Origin of the sequence: Agromyces protaetiae (assembly GCF_004135405.1) — a bacterium.
Classification (GTDB): domain Bacteria; phylum Actinomycetota; class Actinomycetes; order Actinomycetales; family Microbacteriaceae; genus Agromyces; species Agromyces protaetiae.
In genome coordinates this window covers 1978239-2003080 of the sequence record NZ_CP035491.1, presented here as the reverse complement: position 1 = coordinate 2003080, position 24842 = coordinate 1978239, and the positions used below count along the sequence as shown (strand labels likewise).

Annotated in this window: 23 protein-coding genes; 5 read left to right on the top strand and 18 right to left on the bottom strand. The window is 70.8% G+C overall.

Annotated elements, in window-relative coordinates:
• Nucleotides 1-67: 67 nt before the first annotated feature.
• A complete protein-coding gene (locus ET445_RS09380; RefSeq protein WP_129190856.1) occupies nt 68-340 on the top strand; it encodes a helix-turn-helix domain-containing protein in 273 nt (90 codons plus the stop codon).
• A 223-nt stretch (nt 341-563) separates the two neighbouring features.
• Here ET445_RS09380 and ET445_RS09375 read toward each other — a convergent pair whose 3' ends face one another.
• The 7 genes from ET445_RS09375 to ET445_RS09345 all read right to left on the bottom strand — a co-directional run bounded on the left by ET445_RS09375 (nt 564) and on the right by ET445_RS09345 (nt 6270).
• Nucleotides 564-788, bottom strand: a complete 225-nt coding sequence (locus ET445_RS09375) for a hypothetical protein (protein ID WP_129190854.1) — start codon at nt 786-788, stop codon at nt 564-566.
• 8 nt (nt 789-796) lie between these two features.
• A complete protein-coding gene (locus ET445_RS09370; protein ID WP_129190852.1) occupies nt 797-1174 on the bottom strand; it encodes a zinc ribbon domain-containing protein YjdM in 378 nt (125 codons plus the stop codon).
• A 173-nt stretch (nt 1175-1347) separates the two neighbouring features.
• On the bottom strand, nt 1348-2295 hold the full coding sequence (locus tag ET445_RS09365) for a virulence RhuM family protein/type II toxin-antitoxin system death-on-curing family toxin (protein WP_129190850.1): 948 nt from the start codon (nt 2293-2295) through the stop codon (nt 1348-1350).
• Between the two features lie 85 nt (nt 2296-2380).
• On the bottom strand, nt 2381-3454 hold the full coding sequence (gene ychF, locus ET445_RS09360; RefSeq protein ID WP_129190848.1) for a redox-regulated ATPase YchF: 1074 nt from the start codon (nt 3452-3454) through the stop codon (nt 2381-2383).
• Between the two features lie 11 nt (nt 3455-3465).
• Nucleotides 3466-4794, bottom strand: coding sequence for a glycosyltransferase (locus ET445_RS09355; protein WP_129190846.1), 1329 nt, complete (start codon nt 4792-4794; stop codon nt 3466-3468).
• Nucleotides 4791-5363, bottom strand: a complete 573-nt coding sequence (locus tag ET445_RS09350; protein ID WP_165314353.1) for a TetR/AcrR family transcriptional regulator — start codon at nt 5361-5363, stop codon at nt 4791-4793. The genes ET445_RS09355 and ET445_RS09350 overlap by 4 nt, the downstream gene beginning before the upstream one ends.
• Nucleotides 5364-5466: 103 nt before the next feature.
• A complete protein-coding gene (locus ET445_RS09345; protein WP_129190842.1) occupies nt 5467-6270 on the bottom strand; it encodes a class I SAM-dependent methyltransferase in 804 nt (267 codons plus the stop codon).
• Nucleotides 6271-6444: 174 nt separating this feature from the next.
• Here ET445_RS09345 and ET445_RS09340 point away from each other — a divergent pair, with 174 nt between their 5' ends.
• Both ET445_RS09340 and ET445_RS09335 read left to right on the top strand, forming a co-directional pair.
• Nucleotides 6445-7062 carry a 3'-5' exonuclease gene (locus ET445_RS09340; RefSeq protein WP_129190840.1) on the top strand — a complete coding sequence of 206 codons (618 nt, stop codon included), beginning with the start codon at nt 6445-6447 and terminating at the stop codon, nt 7060-7062.
• 68 nt (nt 7063-7130) lie between these two features.
• A complete protein-coding gene (locus ET445_RS09335) occupies nt 7131-8573 on the top strand; it encodes a DNA recombination protein RmuC (RefSeq protein WP_129190838.1) in 1443 nt (480 codons plus the stop codon).
• Nucleotides 8574-8629: 56 nt separating this feature from the next.
• On the opposite strand, the gene menC is transcribed toward ET445_RS09335, so the two are convergent.
• Genes menC through ET445_RS09320 form a run of 3 tightly spaced genes read right to left on the bottom strand, consistent with a single transcriptional unit; the run spans nt 8630 to nt 11228 of the window.
• A complete protein-coding gene (gene menC, locus ET445_RS09330; RefSeq protein WP_129190836.1) occupies nt 8630-9790 on the bottom strand; it encodes an o-succinylbenzoate synthase in 1161 nt (386 codons plus the stop codon).
• Between the two features lie 2 nt (nt 9791-9792).
• Nucleotides 9793-10380: a MurR/RpiR family transcriptional regulator gene (locus ET445_RS09325; RefSeq protein ID WP_243695142.1), complete on the bottom strand. Its 588-nt coding sequence runs from the start codon at nt 10378-10380 to the stop codon at nt 9793-9795.
• A 50-nt stretch (nt 10381-10430) separates the two neighbouring features.
• Complete coding sequence (locus ET445_RS09320) at nt 10431-11228, bottom strand: GNAT family N-acetyltransferase (protein WP_129190833.1); 798 nt, start codon at nt 11226-11228, stop codon at nt 10431-10433.
• A 160-nt stretch (nt 11229-11388) separates the two neighbouring features.
• On the opposite strand from ET445_RS09320, the gene ET445_RS09315 reads away from it, so the two are divergent.
• Entirely contained in the window at nt 11389-12513 is a 1125-nt protein-coding gene (locus tag ET445_RS09315) for a M20/M25/M40 family metallo-hydrolase (RefSeq protein WP_243695141.1), read from the top strand.
• Between the two features lie 73 nt (nt 12514-12586).
• Here ET445_RS09315 and ET445_RS09310 read toward each other — a convergent pair whose 3' ends face one another.
• From ET445_RS09310 to ET445_RS09285, 6 genes are read right to left on the bottom strand one after another with little or no spacing between them, the layout of a single operon-like run.
• Complete coding sequence (locus tag ET445_RS09310) at nt 12587-13555, bottom strand: S66 peptidase family protein (RefSeq protein WP_129190831.1); 969 nt, start codon at nt 13553-13555, stop codon at nt 12587-12589.
• Nucleotides 13552-15633: a prolyl oligopeptidase family serine peptidase gene (locus tag ET445_RS09305; protein ID WP_129190829.1), complete on the bottom strand. Its 2082-nt coding sequence runs from the start codon at nt 15631-15633 to the stop codon at nt 13552-13554. The genes ET445_RS09310 and ET445_RS09305 overlap by 4 nt, the downstream gene beginning before the upstream one ends.
• Nucleotides 15626-17302, bottom strand: a complete 1677-nt coding sequence (locus ET445_RS09300; protein WP_129190827.1) for a dipeptide ABC transporter ATP-binding protein — start codon at nt 17300-17302, stop codon at nt 15626-15628. The genes ET445_RS09305 and ET445_RS09300 overlap by 8 nt, the downstream gene beginning before the upstream one ends.
• Nucleotides 17302-18234 carry an ABC transporter permease gene (locus tag ET445_RS09295; RefSeq protein ID WP_129190825.1) on the bottom strand — a complete coding sequence of 311 codons (933 nt, stop codon included), beginning with the start codon at nt 18232-18234 and terminating at the stop codon, nt 17302-17304. The genes ET445_RS09300 and ET445_RS09295 overlap by 1 nt, the downstream gene beginning before the upstream one ends.
• The gene (locus ET445_RS09290) at nt 18231-19268 is read right to left on the bottom strand and encodes an ABC transporter permease (RefSeq protein ID WP_129190823.1); all 1038 of its coding nucleotides are present in this window, start codon (nt 19266-19268) and stop codon (nt 18231-18233) included. Before ET445_RS09290 ends, ET445_RS09295 begins: the two co-directional genes overlap by 4 nt.
• A gap of 1 nt (nt 19269) precedes the next feature.
• On the bottom strand, nt 19270-21114 hold the full coding sequence (locus ET445_RS09285; RefSeq protein WP_129190822.1) for an ABC transporter substrate-binding protein: 1845 nt from the start codon (nt 21112-21114) through the stop codon (nt 19270-19272).
• Between the two features lie 324 nt (nt 21115-21438).
• Here ET445_RS09285 and ET445_RS09280 point away from each other — a divergent pair, with 324 nt between their 5' ends.
• Nucleotides 21439-22788 carry a M20/M25/M40 family metallo-hydrolase gene (locus tag ET445_RS09280; protein WP_129190819.1) on the top strand — a complete coding sequence of 450 codons (1350 nt, stop codon included), beginning with the start codon at nt 21439-21441 and terminating at the stop codon, nt 22786-22788.
• 73 nt (nt 22789-22861) lie between these two features.
• On the opposite strand, the gene ET445_RS09275 is transcribed toward ET445_RS09280, so the two are convergent.
• Together ET445_RS09275 and glpX are read right to left on the bottom strand one after the other, a co-directional pair.
• Entirely contained in the window at nt 22862-23707 is an 846-nt protein-coding gene (locus tag ET445_RS09275; protein ID WP_129190817.1) for a serine hydrolase, read from the bottom strand.
• A 108-nt stretch (nt 23708-23815) separates the two neighbouring features.
• Nucleotides 23816-24814, bottom strand: a complete 999-nt coding sequence (gene glpX, locus ET445_RS09270; protein ID WP_129190815.1) for a class II fructose-bisphosphatase — start codon at nt 24812-24814, stop codon at nt 23816-23818.
• Nucleotides 24815-24842 lie beyond the last annotated feature (28 nt).

The window sequence follows — 24842 nt, the reverse complement described above, 5'->3', positions numbered from 1 at the left end:
CTGAGTGTACTTGTACCCGGCGACATGCACCCTGGCACGAGCGACCGGAGTTGAACAGTCTTGACGGATGCCCCGAGTCCCGTCCGAAGCCGCCGCCTATATCGGCGCACGGATCGCGGACGCGCGGAAACGCATGGGCGTCTCTCAGGACTGGCTCGCGGCGACGAGCGGCATCGACTCGTCGAACATCCGCAGCTACGAAAGCGGCCGAGCGATGGTGAGCGTGCACACGCTCGTGCGCATCGCCGATGCGCTGGATGCCCCGCCTGGAGACTTCCTCGACGGACTCACGCTCGACCTGTTCGGCGGCCCGGCGGGTGAGCGCAAGAAGGTCAGCTGAGCGAACCCGTCACCGGAGCGTTTGACGCCTCCCCAACAGTTCGGTGCGAGCGCGAACGTTCCACAGTGTGAGCGAGGAGCGAGATCAGCGTCGGCGGGAGCACGCGATCCTGTGCGCCATGACAATCCGCCAATCCGAGTCGACCGATCCGGCGCTCGAGAAGCTCTCCGCCGAGACCGCCGTCAAACAGCTGAGGAAGCTCGATCGTTCTACCGCCCGCGGTTCACCGGACCGCGACGATCACCATCCCGACGATCACGAACAGCCCGGCGCAGATGAAGAAGACCCCTGCACCGAGAAGCAGCCGCGGCGACTGCGTGCGCGCGATGAACCCGCTCCCCTGCTGTTTGGCGAGTTCCGAGATGGCCTCGCGCTTCACGATGAAGAGCACGCCCAGGCCGACGGCGAGCACGCCCCAGACGACGGCGAAGATCTGACCGGCATCCATCAATCCGCTCACGCCTTCTTGACGACGCTCGACTTGAGCTGCATCTGGCCGAAGCCCGGCACCTTTGCGTCGATGTCGTGGTCGCCGACACCATCGGTGATGAGCCGGATGCCCGTGACCTTCGTGCCGACCTTGACGGTGCCGCCGCCCGCGCCCTTGACCTTCAGATCCTTCACGACGGTCACGGTGTCACCGTCGGCGAGCACGTTGCCGACCGCGTCGTGGACGACGCGGGCGTCGGAGACATCCGCCCCGTGTTCAACAGCATTCGAAGCGCCGGCCGCCCACTCATACCCGCACATCGGGCACACGAGCAACGCCCCCTGCTCGTACGTGTACTCGCTCGCGCACTCGGGACACGGCGGAAGCTGCTGGGATTCGGGCATGCGTCAAACCTAGCTTGCGAGCCGTGGGCGTACCCTGAACGAAGCCGCGTCCTCGACCGCGCGCACCGACGAAGGGCACCTGTGAAGATCGACCAACTCCGCCGGTTCCTCGTGGTAGCCGAGGTGCTGCATTTCCCGCTCACACGTTGAACCGGCACTCCACCGCGTTCCGCTCAGCCGACCTCGCCGGCGAGCATGCTCACAAGCAGCCCGACCATGAGCTCCTTCTCTTTCGGATCGCTCATCGCGACCATGAGCGTGATCGCGGCGAGCGCATTGTTCGAGATGAGGGGAACCCCGTGCGCGTCGTCGAGCGCACCGTTGCGTGCGAGGAAGTGCACGAAGAGCGCGGCGGCGCTGCGCTTGTTGCCGTCGGAGAGCGGATGATCCTTGACGACGAGGTAGAGCAGGTTCGCCGCCTTCTCCTGCACCGTCGAGTAGAGCTCGACCCCGCCGAACCCCTGGTAGATCGTCGCGACGACACCGCGGAGGGCACCGCCGCGCTCGCCGCCGAACAGCGTGTCGTCGGGGAACTCGGCCCCGACTTCGTCGATGACCTCGCGAGCCTCGTCGTACGTGAGTGTCCAACTGGGCGCAATGCCGACCGCCGGGAGAATCTCGCCCTCGTCGTACGCGCGGAGCGCGCGCAAGCTTGGGAGATACCGAGCCACGACTTCGGCGACGCCTGCCACGAGTTCATCGGTCGACCGCGAGAGCACGTGCACGAGCGAACCGAGTTGCTCCAGCCGACGCTCGTTGAGCGCGACACCGTCGAGGAGATACTGCCGAAGTACCTGCGTCGCCCATCGGCGGAACCGAATTCCTTCGGGAGATTTCACGCGGTATCCGACCGAGATGACGACGTCGAGATCGTAGTGCGCTACTCGATAGGTCTTGCCGTCCGCGGCAGTTGTTGCAAAATCTGCAACAACTGACTCGCGTTCGAGTTCGCCTTCAGAGAAGACGTTTCGAAGGTGCCGCGAGATCGTCGACCTATCTCGGCCGAAGAGTTGCACGAGTTGCTCGGCGGTCAGCCACACCGACTCCCCGTCGGTGCGAACCGCGATTTCGAACTCGCCGGTCGCCGATCGATACAGCTCAACGCTCTGAACGTCGGGCACGCGCTTCCTCTCTGCGTTCCCGCCCGGACGGCAGGTCGCCTGCGGTCAAGATAGCGCGCGCGACCGACACCAGGCTCGAGTCAACTCACACGTTGAACCGGAACTCCACGACATCCCCGTCTTGCATGACGTAGTCCTTGCCCTCCATGCGGGCCTTGCCCTTGGCGCGGGCCTCGGCGACCGAGCCGGTCGCGACGAGGTCGTCGAACGAGATGACCTCGGCCTTGATGAAGCCTCGCTCGAAGTCGGTGTGGATGACGCCTGCGGCGGCGGGCGCCTTCCACCCCTTGCGGATGGTCCACGCGCGCGACTCTTTCGGGCCCGCGGTGAGGTAGGTCTGCAGGCCGAGGGTCGAGAAGCCGATGCGGGCGAGCTGGTCGAGGCCCGACTCCTCCTGGCCGGTCGAGGCCAGAAGTTCGGCGGCGTCGGCGGGGTCGAGGTCGATGAGCTCGGACTCGATCTTCGCGTCGAGGAAGACGGCCTCGGCGGGGGCGACGAGGGCGGCGAGCTCGGCCTTGCGGACGTCGTCGGTGAGCACGGCCTCGTCGACGTTGAAGACGTAGATGAACGGCTTCGCCGTCAGGAGTCCGAGCTCTTTGATCGGGTCGAGATCGATGGATGCCGCGGACAGCGGCGTGCCGCGCTGCAACAGGTCGAGCGCCTGCTTCGCGGCCTCGAGCACCGAGGGGTCGAGCTTCTTGCCCTTGACCTCTTTCTCGTAGCGCGTGATCGCGCGCTCGAGGGTCTCGACGTCGGCGAGGATGAGCTCGGTGTTGATGGTCTCCATGTCGGCCTTGGGGTCGACGGCGCCGTCGACGTGCACGACGTCGGCGTCGGCGAAGCCGCGGACGACCTGCGCGATCGCGTCAGCCTCGCGGATGTTCGCGAGGAACTTGTTGCCGAGTCCTTCACCTTCGGACGCGCCGCGCACGATGCCGGCGATGTCGACGAACGACACCGTCGCGGGCAGGATGCGCTCGGAGCCGAAGATTCCGGCGAGCGTCTCGAGGCGCGGGTCGGGCAGGTTGACGACGCCGACGTTGGGCTCGATCGTCGCGAACGGGTAGTTCGCCGCGAGCACCTGGTTCTTGGTGAGGGCGTTGAAGAGGGTCGACTTGCCGACGTTCGGGAGACCGACGATTCCGATGGTAAGAGCCACGGGCGACCAGTCTACCGGGGGTCTTCCTGAGCGGATGTCTCCCCCGCACGCTCGCGAGCGAGTGCGCGCCCGGGCAGCGCCTCCAACTCGGCTACGAGGACCCCCGAGGCGATCTCGGCACGGATCCGCTCGCCGAGCGCCGCCGCGGCAGCGGCGTAGGTCGGCGTGGCGAGCATGTCGACGACGGCCTGGGCGATGGCCGAGGCATCCGCCCGCTTCGACAGCACGCGCCCTGCGCCGTGGCGCACGACGCGCTTCGCGTTGTCGGGCTGGTCGCGTGCGATCGGCAGGCACAGGAGGGGTACGCCCGCGGCGAGCGCCTTGATGACCGTGCCGTGCCCGGCGTGGGTGACGACGAGCGACGCGTGCTCGAAGAGCGCGGTATGCGAGGCCGCGCGGACGACGCGCACGTGGGCGGCGGCCGGCACATCGGCGGGGTCGATCGCGGGCCCCGTCGTGATGACGGCCCGCACGGGCAGTTGCGCGAGGGCGACGGCGATGTGGCGGAGCAGCAGCTCCTGCTGCATGTACGAGCTCGAGAGGCCGACGACGACGAGAGGAGCGTCGCCTGGCGGCAGGTCGAGGGCGCCGTCGGCGGGGAGGTCTTCGAGCACGGGCCCGACCCAGCGGACGTTCGCGGGCACGGGTGCGGTGTTGTCGAACGCCGCGCCCGTGAGGATCAGCACGCGGTCGGCGCGATCCCACTGCGACCACACGTGCTTCAGTGGCGCGAGTCCGTACCGCGCACGAGTCGTGTTGAGGTCGCGGAGTCCCGTGTCCCACCCGGCGTTCGTGAGCGCGAACCCGAGACGGTCTCGGAGACGGCCGAGCGGCCCGCGCGCGGGCGCGAGGCCGAGCCCGAACAGGGGGCGGTCGGGGTTCGGCGCGAGGTAGACGCTTCCGACGAGCGCGGCGTTCGGGATGCCTCGGGCCTCCGCCGCGACGAGCGCGCCGAAGAGCATCCCGTCGGCGAGCACGACGTCGAACGGCGCGCCCGATCCGGCTTCGGCAAGCGCCGTCGCCTCGTCGATCGCCGCCGCGACATCCGCGGCGAAGCGGCCCGACGCACCCGTGACGAGACGGTCGCGCAGGCGCGCGAACGCGCCCATCGGCGTCGCCGGCTCCCAGTCGCGCAGCAGGTCGTCTTCGATCGCGCTCGACACGCGCTGCGGCGCGGTCGGCCATTGGCGATGGGTCGCCCCCGTCGCGAGGATGCCCTCGGCGACGCTCGGGTCGCCGTAGACGACGACCTCGTGCCCGCGCTCGATCAATAGGCGTGCGACGCCGAGGTTCGGCGGGGTAGCGCCGCCGCCGTCCCAGACGGCCATGAGGTATCTCATCGTCCGCTCCCTTCGAGCAGCGTTCCGACGAGGCGGCGCAGGAGTGCGCGCGTCTCGGACTCCGAGCGGCCGAGGTCGCGTCGGAGGAGCTTCCAGGTGCCGACGTCGGTCGCGGCGTAGAGCGCGTCGACGAGGGCGGTGCGGGCGGATGTCTCGGGGCCGGGCAACTGCGGCGCGAACACCGTCTCGAGCCACTTCCGGTGCTCGCCGCGGGCACTCTCGAGGAGTTCGCGGAGCACGGGCTGCCGTTCGGCGTCGGCCACGGCCCGCCAGTTGCCGTCGCCGAAGGCCTCGTAGTGCCGCATGAGCGCGTCGATCGCGCCGTCGAGGTCGCCGGGTTCGACGGGGCCGCGGAGGTCGGCGACGGCGCCCGCGAAGTGCTCGATGCCGGCGCGCAGCAGCCCTTCTTTCGAGCCGAAGTGATTGAAGACGGTCTGCACGGTGACGCCCGCGGCCTCGGCGATGCCCGCGAGGGTGACGTCGTCGTAGTGGGCGTCGGCGAAGCGGACGGCGGCTGCCATGAGGATGCGCTCGCGAGTGCGGACGGCACGGGCCGCGCGTGCGGTCATGTCGTATTCGCGAGTCGCCCCGGCTTCCCCAGCAGCCATAGCTGAAGCATCCTCGTGATTTGATGCCGAGTCAAGCGAAATCTTGACCCGCATTCAAACGAATTCAGGGGCGCAGGCGCGCGCGATAGGCCCGGGTCACGTAGGGCACGTCGAGCTCGGCGCGCCCCGCGACATCCGGATGCTCCTCGAAGAGCCGCTCGAGCTTCGCGATCGTGTCGGCCTGCTCGGCGGGCGACGACGTGATGAAGTACGAGCGCGACCGCACGAGGTCGAGGAACCGCTCGCGCGGCATCCGCTCGACCCACCTCGTCTCGTGCTCCTCGATCGCGCCGAACGGCCGCCCGATGCGCACATACGACTCGAAGGTCGCGCTCGCGTCGTGCCGCTCGTGCATGATCTCCCCCGCTTCGCGGAGCCATCCGACGCTCGTGTCGCGGCTGTTCCACACGAGCCCGAGCACGCCGCCCGGCCGCAGCACGCGCGCGATCTCGGGCACCGCCCGCTCGGGGATGAACCAGTGCCACGCCTGCCCCACGACGACCGCGTCGAACGAGGCGTCGTCGACGGGGATGTCTTCGGCCGTGCCGAGGATGCGCGGCACAGCGGGCACCGCGAGCTCGAGTTCCTCGAGCATCTCCTCGACGGGATCGACCGCGACGACCTCGCGATCGAGCGCGACGAGCGCCTGCGTGAGCTTGCCCGTGCCGGCGCCGAGGTCGAGCACCTTCGCCGCGTCGCCCACGAGCCACGCGACGGCGTCGGCCGGGTAGCCCGGCCGCGACGCCTGATAGACGGATGCCGCGTGGCTGAACGACCTGGCATGCAGGGCGGCCTCGGGCGAGGCGGGATCACGCACGAGTCCGTCGGACGGGTTCGGAGCGTCGATCTGCTCGGATGTCTCGGACATGCGTTCCTCGTTCCCTGAGCGTGTCGACGGGGTGGGCCGTGCGAGGGCCCCCGCCATTCCACGCCAGGGCCGAGGCATCCGTCAAGCGCGCGACCCGCGGGTCGAGGAGCGCAGCGTATCGAGACCCCGGCGGGGCATCCGCCCGCTGTCGCCGGGCCATGCGACGATCTGAGCGTGCCAGTGGACTTCACCGCGATCGATTTCGAGACCGCGAACTCGTCGGGGGCGTCCGCGTGCTCCGTCGGGCTCGTGAAGGTGCGGGGCGGCGACGTCGTCGACCGCGCATACTGGCTGCTCAGACCGCCGTTCCCGCACGACGAGTTCCACGAATGGAACGTGCGCATCCACGGGATCACGCCCGAGATGGTCGCGGATGCCTCGACGTGGGCCGACCGCATGCCCGAGTTCCGCGCGTTCGCGGGCGACGACTGGCTCGTCGCCCACAACGCGTCGTTCGACATGGGTGTCATCGCGAAGTCGTGCGAGGCGTTCGGGGTCGACGTGCCGAACCATCCGTACCTCTGCAGCCTGCAGGTCGCACGCAAGACCTATCACCTCGACTCGTACCGGCTGCCGTCGGCGGCGATGGCCGCCGGCTTCGAGGACTTCTCGCACCACAATGCGCTCGACGACGCACTCGCCTGCGCGGCGATCGTGCAGCACGCGGCGAAGCGCCACGACGTCGACGACCTCGCCGCGCTCGCGCGCGTGACGGCCGTGCGCGTCGGCGCGCTCGGGCCCGTCGCGACGCGCGAGCGCGGGGCCCTGCACGGGCCGATGGCCCTGCAGTAGCGGGTCGGTCTTCCGCTCCGCGCCCGTCGGAACCGCGGATGTCGGCGGCCCCTGCGACACTCGATGGCATGGAGATCCTGCTGCTCGTCATCGGCCTCGTGGTCGGCGCCGCCCTCGGTTCGCTCGTCATGTGGGTCGTCGCCGCGCGCCGCGCCTCCGAGGCCGCGTCGACCGCCGCCCCGGTCGAAGACCCGGCCCTCGTCGAGGCGCGCCACGAGCAGGCGCTCATACGGCTTCGCGCCGAGGCCGACGCCGCGCTCGCGCGCTCCGTCGCCGAGCAGCAGCAGCTCCAGTCGCAGCTGCGCGCCGAACTCGCGGCCGTCGAGGCCACAGCAGACGGGCTTCGCGAGCAGATCGAGTCCGCCCGGCAGCAGTACCGCGAGATCGTCGAGCGACAGAAGGCCGAGCAACGCGAGCGCGAGGCGCGCGAGGCGGGCGACAGCAAGGTGCTCCAGGCGCTCGCACCCGTCAAGCAGAGCCTCACCGAGATGCAGACGAAGGTCGCAGACCTCGAGACCCAGCGCCACCGCCAGCACGGCGAGCTCAGCCAGCAGCTCAAGATCGCCGCCGAGAGCGAAGAGCGGCTTCGCTCGACGGCCGAGTCCCTCGCCTCGGCCCTCCGGTCGAACAGCACACGCGGCGTGTGGGGCGAGACCCAGCTGCGCAGCGTCGTCGAAGCCGCGGGCCTTCTCGAACGCGTCGACTTCGACACGCAGCGCTCGATCTCGACCGACGCCGGGGCGGGTCGCCCCGACATGGTCATCCACCTCCCCGGAGGCAAGAACATCGCCGTCGACGCGAAGGTCCCGTTCACGGCGTTCCTCGAGGCGAGCCAGATCCCGGCGACCGCGGCGGGTGCCGAGGGCGCGCAACGCGACGCCCTCCTCAAGCACCACGTCAAGGCGGTGCGCGACCACATCAACGCGCTCAACTCCAAGACCTACTGGGAGGGACTCGGCGCTTCCCCCGAGCTGGTCATCGCCTTCATCCCGAGCGAATCGCTCATCTCGAGCGCCCTCGAAGCCGACCCGTCGCTGCTCGAGTACGCCTTCTCCAAGCGCGTCGCGCTCGCCTCGCCCGTCACGCTGTGGTCGGTGCTCAAGACGGTGGCGTTCAGCTGGCAGCAAGACGTCCTGACGAACGAGGCGAAGTCGCTTTTCGACCTGAGCCGCGAGCTCTACTCGCGCCTCGCCACGACCGCGGGCCAGATCGAGAAGCTCGGGCGCACGATCGAACGCACCGTCAAGGACTACAACACCTTCGTCGGCTCGCTCGAGAGCCGGGTGCTCCCGACCGCCCGCAAGCTCAAGGCGCTCGACGAGACCAAGGTGTTCGCGTCGCTCGAGGGCATCGACGAGTCACCGCGCGAGCTCACGGCGTACGAGTTCACGACCGCGATGGCGGCTGCCGAGTCCGGTGCCGCGATCGAGTCGGGCGATGCGTCGACCGCGCCTGCGGTCGACGACTCCCTCTTCGAGGCCGACCTCGACCCCGACCTCCGCTCGATCTGAGCACGCCCGCCGCTCGATCTGAGCACGCCCGGCGTTCGTCGCCGAGCTCGGGCGCGTCAGGCGCGAGTCGCGAGCGGCACGGCCGATGCCTCGGCCGAGGCATCCCCCAAGACGACGACGTCGACCGTGTTGCTCGCCGTGAACTCCTCGTCGACGTCGTAGCCGAGGCCCGGAGAAGCGGGCACCGCGACACGACCCTGGAGGGCGCGAATCGGCTCGGTCGTGACATCCCGTGCATAGTACTTGTCGGAGCCCGACACATCGCTCGGCAGCACGAAGCCGGGCAGGCTCGCGATCGCGAGGTTCGCGGCGCGCCCCACGCCGAACTCGTGCATGCCGCCGCACCACACGGGCATCCCGGCGTCGAGTGCGACGGCGTGCGCGGCGCGCGCGGGCGTGAGCCCGCCCATGCGCGAGACCTTGATGTTGAGAATGCGGCCCGCGCCGAGCGCGAGCGCCGTGTGCAGGTCGTCGACCGACTCGACCGACTCGTCGAGACAGACGGGCGTCTCGATGCGGGCCTGCAGACGCGCGTGAGCGAGCAGGTCGTCGGGCGCGAAGGGCTGCTCGATCATCGTGAGCCGATGCTCGTCGAGGGCGACGAGTGCCGCGAGGTGGTCGGGTTCCTCGCGGTAGGCGCCGTTCGCGTCGACGTGCAGGTCGAGGTCGGGTCCGAACGCTGCACGAACGGCGCGCACGGGCTCGACGTCCCAGCCGGGAGCGATCTTGAGCTTCACCCGCGGGTAGCCCGAGGCGATGTGGGCGGCGACCTGCTCGAGGAGCCCGTCGATCGTCGGCTCGATGCCGAGTGAGACGCCCGCGACGACCTCGGTCGCCGTGCCGCCGAGGTCCTGGGAGAGCGAGACCCCGTTCGCGGCCGCGTGCAACGCCCACACCGCCGCATCCACGCCCGCCTTCGCGAAGCGGTTGCCGCGCACCCCGCGCCACAGGCCGGCCGCCTCTTCGGGGGTATCCCACTCGGCGCCCACGAGCCGCGGCAGCAGGTGGTCGCGCGCGATGAGCCAGCACGTGTCGGTCGTCTCGGCGCCGTAGAACGGGCCGCTCGGCGAGGCGATCTCGCCCCACGCCACGAGTCCGTCGTCTGAGACGAGCCGTACGAGCAGATGCTCGAGCGCACCCTTCGTGTGGGAGCTCGTCTGGAACTCGTGCACGAGCGGAAGGCGCACGCGCTGAAGGCGTGCCTGGACGATGCGCATGGTCAGTTCTCCACGTAGAGGTCGAGCGATTCGGCGAGCCGATCGCGTTCGGCGAGTCGACGGCCGGCGCCCTTGGCGCTCGCGGTCGTGAGGGTCGCGAGGAGGTGGATGACGAGGGCGACCGAGGTCGGCGAGTTCGCGAACGAGGCGCTCTCGGTGCTCACGATGATGCGTTCCGACGCGTGCTGCACGAGGGGCGCGTCGGGCGAGTCGGTCACGACGATGAGGGTGCCTCCCGCCTTCGCGAACTGGAGCGCCATGTCGACCGTGTACCGCCGGTAGCGCGACAGGGAGATCGCGACGAGCACGTCGGAGGAGCGGACATCGCTCAGCACGTCGAGCGGCCGCACGATCGTGCCGTCGATGAGCGTGACGTTCGCGAGCCCGGCGCTGAGGTCGAGAGCGAGGAGCGAGGCGTACGTGAACGACTTCGCAGCGCCCAGGATGAATCGGCGCCGCGCCGCGACGATCTGGGCGGCGACGCGTTCGAACGCGTCGTCGTCGCGGGCCCAGTCGAGGGCGAGCTCGAGCTGGCGGCGCTCCTGCTCGATGACGCGACGCTTGAGCACGGCGGCGGAACGTCGTTGCACGCGCGCGTCGAATCGTTCGTGGGGGCTGGAGAGTCGGTTCTCAGGCATCGTCATCGCCCTCCGAAGACGTAGACGGCGCGAGCGGGCGGAAGATCGGCGGTCGGCCCGTCGGACACCCCCGAGCGCGAGTCGAGTCCGCACGAGCGGGCCACGAGCCCGTCGGCCATGGCCGCGGCGATCGCGGCGCCGAGCGCCGGCCGATGCACGGGAGCGACCGCGCCGCCGTCGAGGGGCGCCGAGATCGTGCGCACGTCGGCGCCGGTCGCGACGACGACGCCCGCCGCGTCGGCGCGGCCCTCGACGTCGGTCGAGGCTGCGAGTGAGGATGCGTCGGCGAGCGCGCGCACCCGGCGGGACGCCGCGGCGGCGGCGAGCTCGGGGTCGAGCGGCCAGTCGACGACGACTCGGTCGGTGCCGGGTTCGCCGTAGTAGTCGTGCCGGAACCGGATGCCGACGCCGCCGAGCACGTCGAGGTTGAAGTGCGCGTTCCGGGTGAGCGCGGGGTCGTACGTCCAGCGCATCGAGCGAGCGCCGAGGGCGCGGGCGGCGTCGGCCTGCGCGTGCTTGAGGGCTCGGCCGAGTCCGCGGCCCTGCTCGGAGGCTGCGATGACGGTCGCCTGCGAGTAGTGGTAGAGGCCGCTCGCGTCGATCGCGGAGAAGCCGTAGCAGAACCCGAGCGCGCGTCCGTCGGCGGTGAAGACGCCGAGCGCCGTGCCGCCGTTGTCGACGAGACCCTGCAGGAGCTTGGGGTTGACCGAGTGATCGGTGTCGGCGTACGCGAAGACCTCGCGGTAGAGCACTGCGGCCGCGCGTTGCCGTGCGAGGGTGTCGAGGGGCACGATGGACACAGCGGGAGTGTCGCGGTCCGGGGCCTCCCGGATGCTGGGGGTCGGCATGGGCGATCCGTTCGATGCAGGGATACAACACGCAACTTTGATTGCGATGGTCAGAGTACCGCTAGTTTATGCGGGTTGAGTTCCAAAGAGAAGGACTATACGTTTCATAACTGTGTCACGTAACGATCGCATCGCCACCCTGGTCGAACGGCTCCGCCTCGCAGTCGCGCTCGAGTCTCCGACTGGCGACGCCCGCGCGATCGCCGCGCTGGGGGCGCACCTGACCGAACGATTCACCCGACTGGGGGCAGCCGTCTCCGTCGAACCGCACGAGACCGGCCCCAACCTCGCCTTCGCGTTCCCCGGCACCGCCGGTCGCGAGTCCGAGGCCCCCGTGCTCTTCCTCGCCCACGCCGACACCGTGTGGCCCGTCGGCACGCTCGCGTCGACGATGCCGTGGCGCGATGACGACGGCATCGTCGCAGGCCCCGGCGCATTCGACATGAAGGGCGGCATCATCGCCTTCGAAGGCGCGCTCGAACTGCTCGCCGAGTCGGGCGCCGCGCACCGGCCCCTGACCCTCCTCCTCGTCGCCGACGAAGAGATCGGCTCGCCCTCCTCGCGCGCGCTCGTCGAGTCGCACGGCCGCTGCGCCGTCGCCGTGCTCGGCCTCGAGTCCCCCCACGCCGACGGAGCCCTGAAGACCGCCCGCCTCGGATCGACGCGCGTGCGTCTCACCGTCGTCGGCCGCGAGTCGCACGCCGCCCTCGACCCCGACGGCGGCGTGTCGGCGATCGAGGAACTCGTCGACCAGCTCCTGCGCGTGCGCGAGATCGCGGCGGCGCACCCGACCGTGCTGTGCAACGTCGGCACGATCGCGGGCGGCGGGCGCACCAACGTCGTCGCGGGTCGCGCACACGCCGACATCGGCTTCCGATTCCCGGATGCCTCGACCGAGCGCGCCGTGCTCGACGCCCTCGCCGCACTGGCTCCAGTCCGCTCGGGCGGCGAGCTCTCGGTCGAGGTGCTCTCGAGCCGACCCGCATGGGGGGTCGACGCACGTCACGACGCGCTCACCGCCGAGATCGCCGCCGCCGCCGCGACCGTCGGGCAGGCCGTCGACGGACGCCCTGCAACCGGCGCCGCCGACACCAACCTCACGGGAGCACTCGGCGTGCCGACCGTCGACGGGCTCGGCCCGCGAGGCGCGGGCGCCCACGCCGTGCACGAGCACGTGGTCGCCGCCTCGCTCGCCGAACGCGCCGAGCTCATCGCCGCGCTGCTCGCCCGGATCTGACGCGCGACGCGCACGGGGCCATGCCGCCCGGCGACTCGAGCGCGCGCGACGCGCACGCGCGGACCCGCCGTCGTCAGCCCACGACGAGACGCGGCGCATCCTCGGCCTCGAGCGTCGCGATGGTGCCGAGCGGCACACTGTGCGCCCGCGGCCCGTGGCCGAAGCCGAGCTCCCACACGAGCGGCACGCCGAGCGGCGCGAGGAGTTCGACGGCGAGCGCCTCGATCTCCTCGAGCGGTCCGCACTCGTGCCAACTGCCGAGCGCGATGCCCGCGATGCCGTCGAACCAGCCGGCCCGGAGGAGCGACATCAGGAACCCGTCGACCCGGTAGGTCGCCTCGGTGACGTCTTCGAGCAGCGCGATGCGGCCGGTGTTGTCGACGGGCGGACGCCCCTTGGCGCCGAGCGTCATCGCGACGAGGCTCAGGTTGCCGCCGACGGTCTGTCCCGTGGCGCGCCCGGGCACGAGCACGCGCGCATCGGACGACGTGTAGACCCGCCCCGCGACGGGCTCGAGGACGGAGCGCCGGAGGCTCTCGATAGCCTCGTCGTCGTCGAGGAGCGCACCGGTCGCGAGCATGGGCGTGAACCACGTCGCGACCCCGAGGCGCTCGAGCCAGAACTCGTGGACGCCCGTGACGTCGGAACTGCCGAAGAGCGGCTTCGGGGCCGCGGCGGCGAGGGCCGAGACATCCAGGCGATCGAGCACGCGCACCGATCCATAGCCGCCCCGGACGCAGAACACGGCATCGATCGAGGGATCGCACCACGCCTGCTGCAGGTCGGCGGCACGCTGCGCGTCGTCGCCCGCGAGATAGCTCGCACGCGGGTGCGACGCCGCGACGCTCGGGAACACGACGGGCTCGAGCCCCCATGCCCGCACGAGATCGAGCGACCGCTCGACCAGGGGCGCGGCCGGCGGGCCGCTCACCGCGACGAGCGCGACGCGCGCGCCCGGCCGCAGCGGTCCGAGCTCGGGCGGGACGTCCGAGCCGGCCGGCGCCGACGCGGACACCGCCGCCGCGGATGCGCGTGCGCTCATGCGACCGCCTCCGCTCGCGTTTCGCGGACTGCCGGCAGGCCCGCGACGTCCGCGATCTCGTCGAGCCCGAGCGGCTCGGCCGACACGGGATCGAGCTCGAACGCGCGTACGAGGAACGCGAACTCGGTCGCGATGGCGTGCTCGACGGTCTCGCTCTTGCGGAACCCGTGCTGCTCGCCCTCGTACCCGACGTAGTGGTGCGGCTGGCCCGAGCCCGCAAGGCCCGCGACGAACCGCTCGGTCGTCACGGCGAGGCAGATCCGGTCGTCGAGGCCCTGGAGGACGAGCACCGGCCCGTGCGCTTCGGCCGGATGCTCCGACGGCGACCGGTCGCGGTAGCGCTCGACCTCCTCGGGCAGCGGCCCGACGATGCTCACGAGGTACTGAGATTCGAGGTCGTGGTTCTCGCCCTCCATCCACGCGATGAGGTCGATCACGGGATAGCTCACGAGTCCGACGGCGAAGCTCGACGGCGCGGTCATCGCGCGCGCGCTCGTGAAGCCGCCCGCGCTGCCGCCGCGGATCACGAGCCGGCCGGGGTCGGCCTCGCCCGCCGCGACGAGCCCGCGCGCGACGGTCTCGGCGTCGGCGAGGTCGACGACGCCCCACTGCTCGTTCAGTCGGTCGCGCCATGCGCGGCCGTAGCCCGTCGACCCGCCGTACTCGGGTGCGACGACGCCGACGCCGCGCGAGGTGAAGTACGCGATCTCGAGGTCGAGGCTCACACCGTTCGTGCCGGTCGGTCCGCCGTGGATGTGCACGACGTACGGCGGGCGCTCGCCCGCGGGGCCGTGGGCGCCGGGGTTCGTCGGCGGATAGACGTGCGCAGGCACGCGAACGCCGTCCGCCGCGTCGAACCAACGGTGCTCGGGAACGGGGAGCCACTCGGGATCGAGCGTCGTCGAGGCATCCGCACCGATGAGCGGCAGCGCAGGCAGCGTGCCGAACACGGCGATGCGGCCGGATGCCTCGCCGCGGGTCTCGACCGCCACGACGGCGGGGAGGTGGGCGGGCCCATGACCGACGGCCGCGAGACGGCCCTCATGGGCCGTGATCGTCGAGGTCCAGTGGTCGAGGCCGAGTTCGTCGAGCCCGGCGATCGGCTCGATCGCCCCCGCGACCGGATCGAGGATGCCGGGGCGGTCGGCCGCGAGCACGCCGAAGCGGCCGTCGCCGAGCGGCGCGAACCAGCGCTGGCCCGGACGCCACAGCGCTCCGCCGATCTCCTGCTCGACCTCGAGCACGGGAGTCTGCTCGCCCGACGCTGGATCCAGGCGGCGGAGGTTCCACCAGCCGTTCTCGTCCCCGAGGTAGAGGATCGTGCCGTCGGCATCCCACTCGAGCTGGCACACGGCGACGTCGGGGCGGCCTTCGCGCACTCCGCCCGCGAGCGTTCGGGGGTTCTGGAACCCGCCGTCGACGAGGTCGGCGACGACGAGCTCCGCGCTCCCCCACGACATGTGCGGGTGGCTCCAGCCGAGCCACGCCGCCCTCGCGCCGTCGGGCGAGACCCGGAGCCCGGCGAGGAAGTGGTGGCCGCTCGCGCCGAGCTCGTGCACGGCGTCGGGGTCGTCGGCGGCGGCGCCGTCGAGCGGGATCGCGACGTAGTCGCGCACGACATCGGTCGGCGCGTCGCCGTAGTGGTGCTCGCGGAGCGCCCACACCTCGTCGCCCACGACCTGGAGCTCCGCGTAGCGGAAGCCGCCGTCCCGGTCGGGTGCCGGTGTGATCGGTCGCGCGACACCGCCCTCGACGAGCCGGATGCGGCCGTCGGTCCACTCCGTGTAGCAGAACGAGGACGGGACGGATGCCCCGGGCACGGCGCACCACGGCAGCCCGCCGTACTCGTGGACGCGGTTGCGGACGTTCGAGCCGAGCGGCGTGAGCCGCACCGCCTCATCGGGCGCTCCAGCGCGGTAGAGCGCGAGCCTGCCGCCGTCCGCCGGGTCGCTCTGGATCCACCAGACCGCTCCGTCGGGCTGCGCGGCCCACGTCATCGAGCCGTGGGCGGCCGCGACATCCGCCGCCGTGATGGGCGATGGCCACTCGCCGTAGGCGACTTCCCGCGACTCAGCCATTCGCCACCGCCAGACGAGACGGCACGACGGAGAGCAGCTTCTTCGTGTACTCGTGCTGCGGGTCGAGCAGCACCTGCTCGACCGTCCCCTGCTCGACGATGCGCCCCTGGTTCATGACGACGACGCGGTCGGCGATGTTCCACGCGAGGCCGAGGTCGTGCGTGATGACGAGCGCGCCGAGCCCGAGCTCGTGCTTGAGCCGCAGGAAGAGCGCGAGGATCTCGCCGCGGACGCTCGCATCGAGGCTCGCGACGGGCTCGTCGGCGACGAGGTACGACGGGCCGAGCGCGAGCGCGCCCGCGATGACGACGCGCTGCCGCTGCCCGCCCGAGAGCTCCTGCGGGATCGCCTGCGCGTACCGCTCGAACGGCGTGAGCTCGGCCTCGCGGAGCGCCCGCTCGACGATCTCGCGCTCGTCGCCCGGGAGCCGGTGCAGGCGCGGCCCCTCCGCGACGGCCTCGTAGACCGTGTGCTTGGGGTTCAGCGACCCGGTCGGGTCCTGCAGCACGAACTGCACCCGGCGGCGGTACTCCTTGAGGCCCTTGCGAGAGCGGGGCATGGGCTCTCCGAGGTAGCGCACAGTGCCGGAGGTCGGCTGCTGGAGCCCGAGGATGGTACGTGCGAGGGTCGTCTTGCCCGAGCCGGACTGTCCGACGAGGGCGACGATCTCGCCCGCACGGCAGTCGAGGCTCACGTGGTCGACGGCCTTGACCTCTTCGCCGCGGGCGTGGAAGCGCACCGAGACGTCCTCGACCGAGAGCACGACCTCGCGGCCGGCCGATGCGTCCGGCGCATCGGCCTCGACCGAGGTCGCCCCGTCGGCGGGAGCGTCGGGCGCCGTGTAGTTCGGCAGGCGCCGACGCGAGGCGGGATCGCCGATCGTCGGGAACGCGGCGGCGAGCGCTTGGGTGTGCGGATGCCTCGGCGACGTCATGACCTCGAGCGACGGCCCCTCCTCGACGATGCGTCCGTGCTGCATGACGACGATGCGCTCGCACGTCGCCGCGAGCACCGAGAGGTCGTGGCTGATCATGACGAGCGAGAGCCCGCGGTCGCGCACGAGACCGGTGAGGACGTCGAGCACCTGCGCCTGCACGATGACGTCGAGGGCGGTCGTCGGCTCGTCGGCGATGATGAGCTCGGGGTCGCACGCGAGCGCCATCGCGATCATGATGCGCTGCTTCTGCCCGCCCGAAAGCTCGTGCGGGTAGGAGCGACCCTTCGCGACGGGCAGGTCGACGAGTGCGAGCAGCTCGGCGACGCGCGCGGAGCGCGCCGCCTTGTCGCGGTACGTCTTCGACGAGTGCAGCACGAGCGCCTCGGCGATCTGGTCCTCGACGCGCTGCACGGGGTTCAGCGAGTGCATCGCGCCCTGGAAGACGATGGCCGCCTCCGTCCAGCGCACGGCGCGCAGCCGGCCCCAGCCGAGCGTGAGGATGTCCTCGTCGCCGAAGCGGATCGCGCCCTCGATGCGGGCGTTCTGCGGCAGGAGGCGAAGCACGCTCATCGCGAGCGTCGACTTGCCGCACCCCGACTCGCCCGCGAGCCCGAGCGTCGAGCCGGGCTCGAGCACGATGCTCACGCCGTCGACGGCGGTGCGCTCGGCCGGCCCGTCCTCGCTCTGGGTGCGGTAGACGACCCGGAGGTCCTGGAGTTCGAGTCTGGGCATCAGCGGCCTCGCAGGGTGGGGTTGACGACGGCCTCGAGTGCGCGGCCGACCAGGGTGAAACAGAGCACGACGAGCACGATCGCGATGCCCGGCGGCAGCACGTACCACCAGTAGCCGGCGGTCGCGGCGCCCGTGTCGAGGGCGGTCTTCAGCATCGTGCCCCACGACACCGTGGTGGGGTCGCCGAGGCCGAGGAAGGCGAGCGTCGACTCCGAGATGACCGCCGAGCCGACGGTGAGGGTCGTGTTCGCGAGCACGAGCGGCAGCACGGCGGGCAGCACGTGCTTGCGCAGCACGTGTCCGTTGCCGGCGCCGAGCGCCCACGCGCGCTCGATGTAGGGGCGCGCCTCGATCGTGAGGGTCTGCGACCGCACGAGCCGCGCGGTGCCGGCCCATGACGTGACGCCGATCGCGATGATGATCGTGACGACGCCGCGCGAGAGCACGGTCGAGAGCACGATCGCGAGCACGAGCGACGGGAGCACGAGGAAGAAGTCCATGATCCGAAGGAGCACTGCCTGCGCGACCCCGCCGAAGTGACCCGCCGACATGCCGACGATCGTGCCGATGATCATCGACACGGCCGTCGCGGCGAAGCCGACGAGCAGCGAGACCCGCGAGCCCCAGAGGAGCATGACGAGCACCGAGCGGCCCGCCGGATCGGTGCCGAGCGGGTTCGCCCACGACGGCGGCTCGTTCGGACCGGCCGTGACCTTCGTCACGTCGAGCAGCTGCTCGGGCGCGATGACGGGGGCGAGCAGGGCGAGCGCGATGACGGCGAGGAGGAGCACGAGTCCCACGACGCCGGAGCGGTGGCGGGCGAACTCCCGCCAGACCTCGCCGGCGCGCTGCTTGCGGCGCGCGGATGCCACGGAGCGGGCGCCGCGCGCGGCACTCGCCGTGACGGCCTCGGTGGTGACGGCCTCGGTCATGACGCCTTCAATCTCGGGTCGATGACGCGGTAGACGAGGTCGGCCGCGAGGTTCGTGATGATGACGATCGAGGAGAACACCACGAACGTGCCCTGCAGGAGCGGCAGGTCGGGCGAGGTGAGGGCCTGGAAGGTCAGGTAGCCGAGCCCGGGCCACGAGAACACCGTCTCGACCGTGACGGCGCCCCCGATGAGGCCGCCGATCGTCAGGAAGATCAGGGTGATGGTCGGCAACAGCGCGTTGGGAACGGCGTGCTTGCGACGGACGTCGTCTTCGCGCAGTCCCTTCGCACGGGCCGTCGTCAGATAGTCCGCGGACATCTCCTCGAGGAGCGAGGCGCGCATGACGAGGAGGTACTGCGCGTAGACGACCGCGACCATGGCGGTGACGGGCAGCACGAGGTGCCGCACGACGTCCCACACGTACGCGAGACCCGTCGCCCCGAGGCCCGGGGTCGACATGCCTCCGGTGGGGAACCAGTGCAGCCACCCGCCGAAGACGAGCAGGAGCAGGAGGCCGAGCCAGAAGGTCGGCACCGACCAGAAGATGAGCGCGACGGAGGTCTGCGTGCGGTCGAAGGCCGTGCCGCGACGCCACGCCGCGCGCTGGCCGAGCGAGAGTCCGAGGACGATCGACACGAGCGCCGCCGTCCCCGTGAGCAGGAGGGTCGGGCCGATGTAGGTGCCGATGAGGTCGACGACGGGACGGTTGTACGTGTACGACGTGCCCAGATCGCCGTGGAGGAGTCCGACGAGGTAGTTCCAGAACTGCACGATGAGCGGCTGGTCGAGGCCGAACTGCTTGCGGAGGATCTCGACCTGGTCGGCGCTGACCTGACGGCCGCGGGTCATCGAGATGGCGGGGTCGCCGGGCAGGACGCGGAAGGCGAAGAACCCCACGACGACGACCATGACGAGGCTCACCGCCGCCCCGCCACCCTTGAGGGCGAGGTAGCGGGGCCAGGAGGCACCGCGAGAAGTCTCCTCCTCGGGTGCCCCCTGGATCGCCTCTCCGGGCTGGAGAGCGACGGTCATCTTATGCCCGATCGTCCGAGGTCGCGGCGCGGCGGCGGGCGATGAGGAACACGGCGAGTCCGCCGAGCACGACGACCGCCGCACCGATGCCGATGTACAGACCCGTCGGGGCGCCCGCGTCGGCGAGCTGCGACGTGTCCGCGACCGGCGTCGTGCTGTAGTAGCCCCAGTAGCCGTTCTGGCCCGAGATGACCCCGCCGTCGGCGGGCTGCGTGACGAAGCCCGTGAAGCGGTCGGAGCGGTAGGCCTCGAGCGAGTCGGCGTACCAGATGACGTTGTTCACCGAGGCGTCGTAGATCGTCGCGAAGGCCTGCTTGACGTAGTCGGCGCGCTTGGCGGGGTCGAGCTCGCCGTGCTGCTTGTCGAACAGCGCGTCGAACTTCGGGTCGCACCAGTTGTTCTCGGAGAGGTTGCCCGAGCCGTCCGCGTTGGGGTACGACGAGCAGCGGTTGATCGAGAGCTGGAAGTCGGGGTCGGGCCCGATGCCCCAGCCCGTGAAGTACAGGTCGTACTTGCCGAGCGTCGAGTCGTCGTTCACCTGGTTGTCGGAGTACATCGCGACGTTCAGGCCGATGCCGATCTCCTTGAGCCACGAGACCATGTACTCGGAGATCTGCGCGTGCTGCGGGTTCGACGAACGTCCCATGAGGCGGAGGTTCAGCGGTGCGCCCTGCTTGTCGAGGCGGATGCCGTCGGGGCCCATGACGTAGCCGGCCTCGTCGAGGAGCGCGTTCGCGCCGTCGATGTCGAACGGGATGACCTTGTCCTCGTCGATGCCGAAGTAGTTCGGGTAGACGGGCGGGACCTCGGTCTGGCCGAGCGTGCCGAGACCCTGGAGCACCTTTTCGAGGAGGGTCTTGTTGTCGATCGCCATGAAGATCGCACGACGCAGCGTCGGGTCCTGGAGGGCGGGGTTGCCGTCGCCGAGGGGTGCGCCCGTGGCATCCTTCGCGCCCGGGTTGATCGCGACCGACGTGTAGCGGCGACCGGCGCCGGCGTTGACCGTGATGCCCTCGACGCCCTTGAGCGACTCGTACTGGGCGGGGAGCAGTCCGCTCACGATGTCGACCTCACCGGACTTGAGCGCCTGCACCTGGGCGTCGGCGTTCTTGTAGTAGACGAACCGGATGCCGTCGATCTTGGGGGCGCCCCGCCAGAAGTTGGGGTTGGCCTTGAGCTCGACCGACTGGCCCTCGTCCCACTTCGCGATCGTGAAGGGGCCCGAGCCGACCGAGTCCTCCGCGTTGCGGTACTCGGCGGGGTCCTTGATGTCCTTCCAGATGTGCTCGGGGAGCACCATCATGCTGTTGCCCGGGTTCTGGGGCTGCGGTTCCTTGAGGACGATGCGCAGGTTCGTGTCGCTCGTCGCCTCGATCGACTTCATGTTCGCGACGAGTCCGCCGCTCGCCTGCTGCAGGTCGGGGTCGGTCTGGATGGCGTTGAGGGTCCACTCGGCGTCGTTCGCCGTGAGCGGCTCGCCGTCGCTCCACTTGCGGCCCTCGGGGAACGTGAAGTCCCACGTGAGGCCGTCGTCGGAGGTCTTCCACTCGGAGGCCGCGCCGGGCACGGGCGCGTTGTCGGCTGCGCCCCACTCGACGAGGCGCTCGTAGGCGAGCGTCAGGATGCCGGTGCTCGAGCCGAGCACCGCCGTGAAGGGGTTGAGCGTGTCGATGTCGGCGCTCGTCGCGATCCGGAGGTAGTTGCCGCCGTCGCCGTCTTCGGCGGCGAACGCCGCCGGCGCGAAGGCGAGGGGCGCCGCCGCGACGGCCGCGCTCACCGTGAGGGAGAGCGCGAGCCGGCCGAGCGGGCGTCGCCTCGCCGTGCTGCTGGATTGGGTGTCGAACACTGGGCCTCACCTTGTTCGGGGGGTGCGGCGCCGTCGCTCGCACCCTGGTTCTGTAGGGACAGGAGACCGAGCGGAGCTCGTCTCCGGTTTCTGCCGTCATCGGCGTTCGTTGAACCAATCACCCGTGCCGGTCGACTGTCAAACCGATTCCGGCAAGCCGTGAATATGTTTACACAGTCGAAACGTTTGGTCGGTTTACGTTACGGATAACGTGCATTGGCGTCGAGCATTGTCCGGAAATTCCGGAAATTCAAGGGGCAATGCAAACTTCTCTGGTAGAACTGACGAAATTATCCGAAACGTAACCTTGCTCCTGGAGTTCCAATGGCGGATGCCGCACCCCCTCTCGTCGATCGAGTCGCGACCACCGACGTGGCGGCGCTGTGCGCGCGCCTGATCCGGTTCGACACGAGCAACTTCGGCGCCGACCGGTCGAACGGCGAGCGCGAGTGCGCCGAGTTCATCGCGGGCGAGCTGCGCCGCGCCGGGTACGAGCCGCTCATGATCGGTCCCTCCCCCGCACGGCAGAGCGTCGTGCTCCGCGTGCCCGGTCGCGACCGGTCGCTCCCGGGCCTCCTCGTCCACGGCCACATCGACGTCGTGCCGGCCGAGGCATCCGATTGGTCGGTGCCGCCCTTCGAGGGCCGCATCGCCGACGGCTACATCTGGGGCCGCGGCGCGATCGACATGAAGGACATGGTCGCGATGATGCTCGCCGTGCTCCTCGACTGGGCCGAGACCGGCGACGGGCCCGAACGCGACGTCGTCTTCCTCTTCGTCGCCGACGAGGAGGACCGCGGCGAACACGGCGCGCTGTGGCTCGCCGCCGAGCACCCCGAGCTGCTCGCGGGCGTCGAGGCCGCCATCGGCGAGAGCGGCGGAGGACCGACGCCCGTCCTCGCCCCTGACGGGCGGACGGTCCGCCTGTATCCCATCGCGACCGGCGAGCGCGGCACCATGCACCTCCGCGTCCGCGCGCACGGTCGCGCGGGGCACGGTTCGCGGCCGACCTCGGAGCACGCCGTCCAGCGACTGATCGACGCGCTGCACCGCGTCGGCACCCACCGCTGGCCGCTGCACGTGTCGGCTTCGGTCGGCGCATTCCTGTCGCGCGCGAACGCGGCCATCGGCCTCGACGCCGACCTCTCGACCGAGACGGGCGTCGAAGCCGCCATCGCAGCACTCGGCGACGCCGGCGAGACCGCCCGCTACACCGTGCGAGGGTCGTCGACCCCGACCATGCTCTCGGCGGGCTACAAGGTCAACGTCATCCCGCAGACGGCGTCGGCCGAGATCGACGTGCGCTGCCCTCCCGGGTACGACGACGAGATGCTCGCGACCATCACGACGCTGCTCGGCGATGAGGTCGAGTTCGAGTTCTCGTCGTTCCAGTCGCCGATCGAGGCGCCCATCGACAGTGCGTGGTTCGAGTCGATGCGCGCCGCTGTGGTGCGCGCCGACCCCGAGGCCGTCGTAGTCCCGTTCTGCATGGGCGGCGGCACCGACGCGAAGGCGTTCGCGCCCCTCGGCATCGCATGCTACGGCTTCGCTCCGCTCGGTCCCGACCCCGACGGGCGGGTGCCCGCCGGTGCGCACGGGATCGACGAACGCGTTCCGGTCGCAAGCCTCGAAGCCGGTCGCCGCATGCTGCGGGACTTCCTCGAGCAGGTCTGAGGCCGCGGTTCCCCCGGGGGCAGGATGCCTCGGGCGCGAGCGCGACCCCGAGGCATCCGCGCTCTTCGCCCGGTCAGGACTCGGCGCCGACCTCGGCGCGGACGACGCGCCCGACCGCTCCCATGCGCGCGAGCACGGCGTCGCGAGGGTCGCCGTCACTCGCCCAGTTCGCTCCGACCGCCCACGCGATCGCGCGACCCGACGGCCCCTCCGCGGCGCCGACGTCGACGCGCACGGTCGAGACCGTGCCGGTCTTGTTCCAGAGCCGGATGCCTCGGTCGACGTCGGCGTGGGCGAGCGGGTCGAGTCCGAATGCCTGCGCGGTCATCGACAGGTCGGTGTTGAGCTTCAACCAGTCGGTGACGCGCGACGAGACCCCCGGTGAGACGATCGCGCCCCGGTGCAGGCGCGCCGCGACGTCTGCGAGCTCGTCGGCCCGACCCACCGACAGCGCCACGGGGTGCTCTGGCAGCCGCTCCTCGCGCACCCGGTCGAGCAGGGCCGACTCGGCGACGCCGAGCGCGCGCGTCGTCTCACGGATGCGATCGATGCCGAGGCGGCGCACGAGCACGTTGGTCGCGACGTTGTCGCTCACCATGCCGATGAGCGCGCACGCGTCGCCGATGCGGAGCGTGTCCTCGGCGAGCACGTGCCAGATGCCCGAGTCGGCGAGGATCTCTTCGGGCAGGCGCGTGACGCGTTCGGAGAGGTCGAGCTCGCCCGCCTCGATGAGCCGCGCGACCTCCACGAGCAGGAAGATCTTGCCGATGCTCGCGGTGCGCAGCACGACGTCGGGCGTGTGCGACCAGAGGACTGCTCCCGAGCCGGCGTCGACGACCGAGGCCGACCACGAGACCTCCGCGAGTGCCGGGTCGTCGGCGCCCAGGGCCAGGTCGAGTCGTCGGGCGATGTCGGTCATCGGTCTCCAATCTCCTCGGCGAGCGTACCCGCTCCGCGGAGCCCGATCGGCCCGAGTCGGCGCTCCGCGGTCAGAGATGCGCTCCGCGGTCAGCGATGCGCTCGGCGCTCAGAGATGCTCATCGTCGAGCCACTTCTCGACGAGGTGCTCGGCCTCGATGCGCCGCAGCGTGCCCGACTTCGACCGCAGCACGACCGACTCGGTGCGGATGATCGGGCCCTCGCGCTTGACGCCGTTGACGAGCGCGCCATCGGTCACGCCCGTCGCGACGAAGAACGTGTTGTCGCCGCGCACCATGTCTTCGATCGAGAGGACGGCGTCGATGTCGAGTCCGGCGGCGATGCCGCGCTCGCGCTCGGCCTCGTCCTTCGGCGCGAGGCGACCCTGCATGAATCCGCCGAGCGCCTTGACCGCGCACGCCGTCGTGATGCCCTCGGGGCTCCCGCCGACCCCGATGCACATGTCGATGCGCGTGCCGCGGCGCGCGGCGTTGATGCCGCCGGCGACATCGCCGTCGAGGATGAGCCGGGTGCCGGCTCCCGTCGCCCGGATGTCGGCGATGAGTTGCGTGTGCCGCGGCCGGTCGAGCACGGCGATGCGCATCTCCTCGATGTCCTTGCCGATGGCCTTCGCGTAGGCGCGGATGTTGTCGCCGACGGGGCGTTCGATGTCGATGACGCCGTGACCTTCGGGGCCGGCGACGATCTTGTCCATGTAGAACACGCTCGACGCGTCGAGCATCGTGCCGCGATCCGAGACGGCGAGCACCGAGAGTGCGTGCGATCGCCCGGCAGCGGTGAGCGAGGTGCCGTCGATGGGGTCGACGGCGATGTCGCACGCGGGCCCCTTGCCCGACCCGACGTGCTCTCCGTTGAACAGCATGGGCGCTTCGTCCTTCTCGCCCTCGCCGATGACGATGACGCCGTCGAAGTCCACCGTCGCGAGGAACGCGCGCATGGCGTCGACTGCGGCCTTGTCGGCGGCGTTCTTGTCGCCCTTGCCGATCCACGGCACCGCGCGGATCGCGGCGGCCTCGGTCGCGCGCACGAGTTCGAGGGCGAGGTTGCGGTCGGGGTGGTGGAAGAGCGGGGCTTCTTCGGTGCTCATCGTCGAGGTCCTCCGTCGGGCCGTGCGG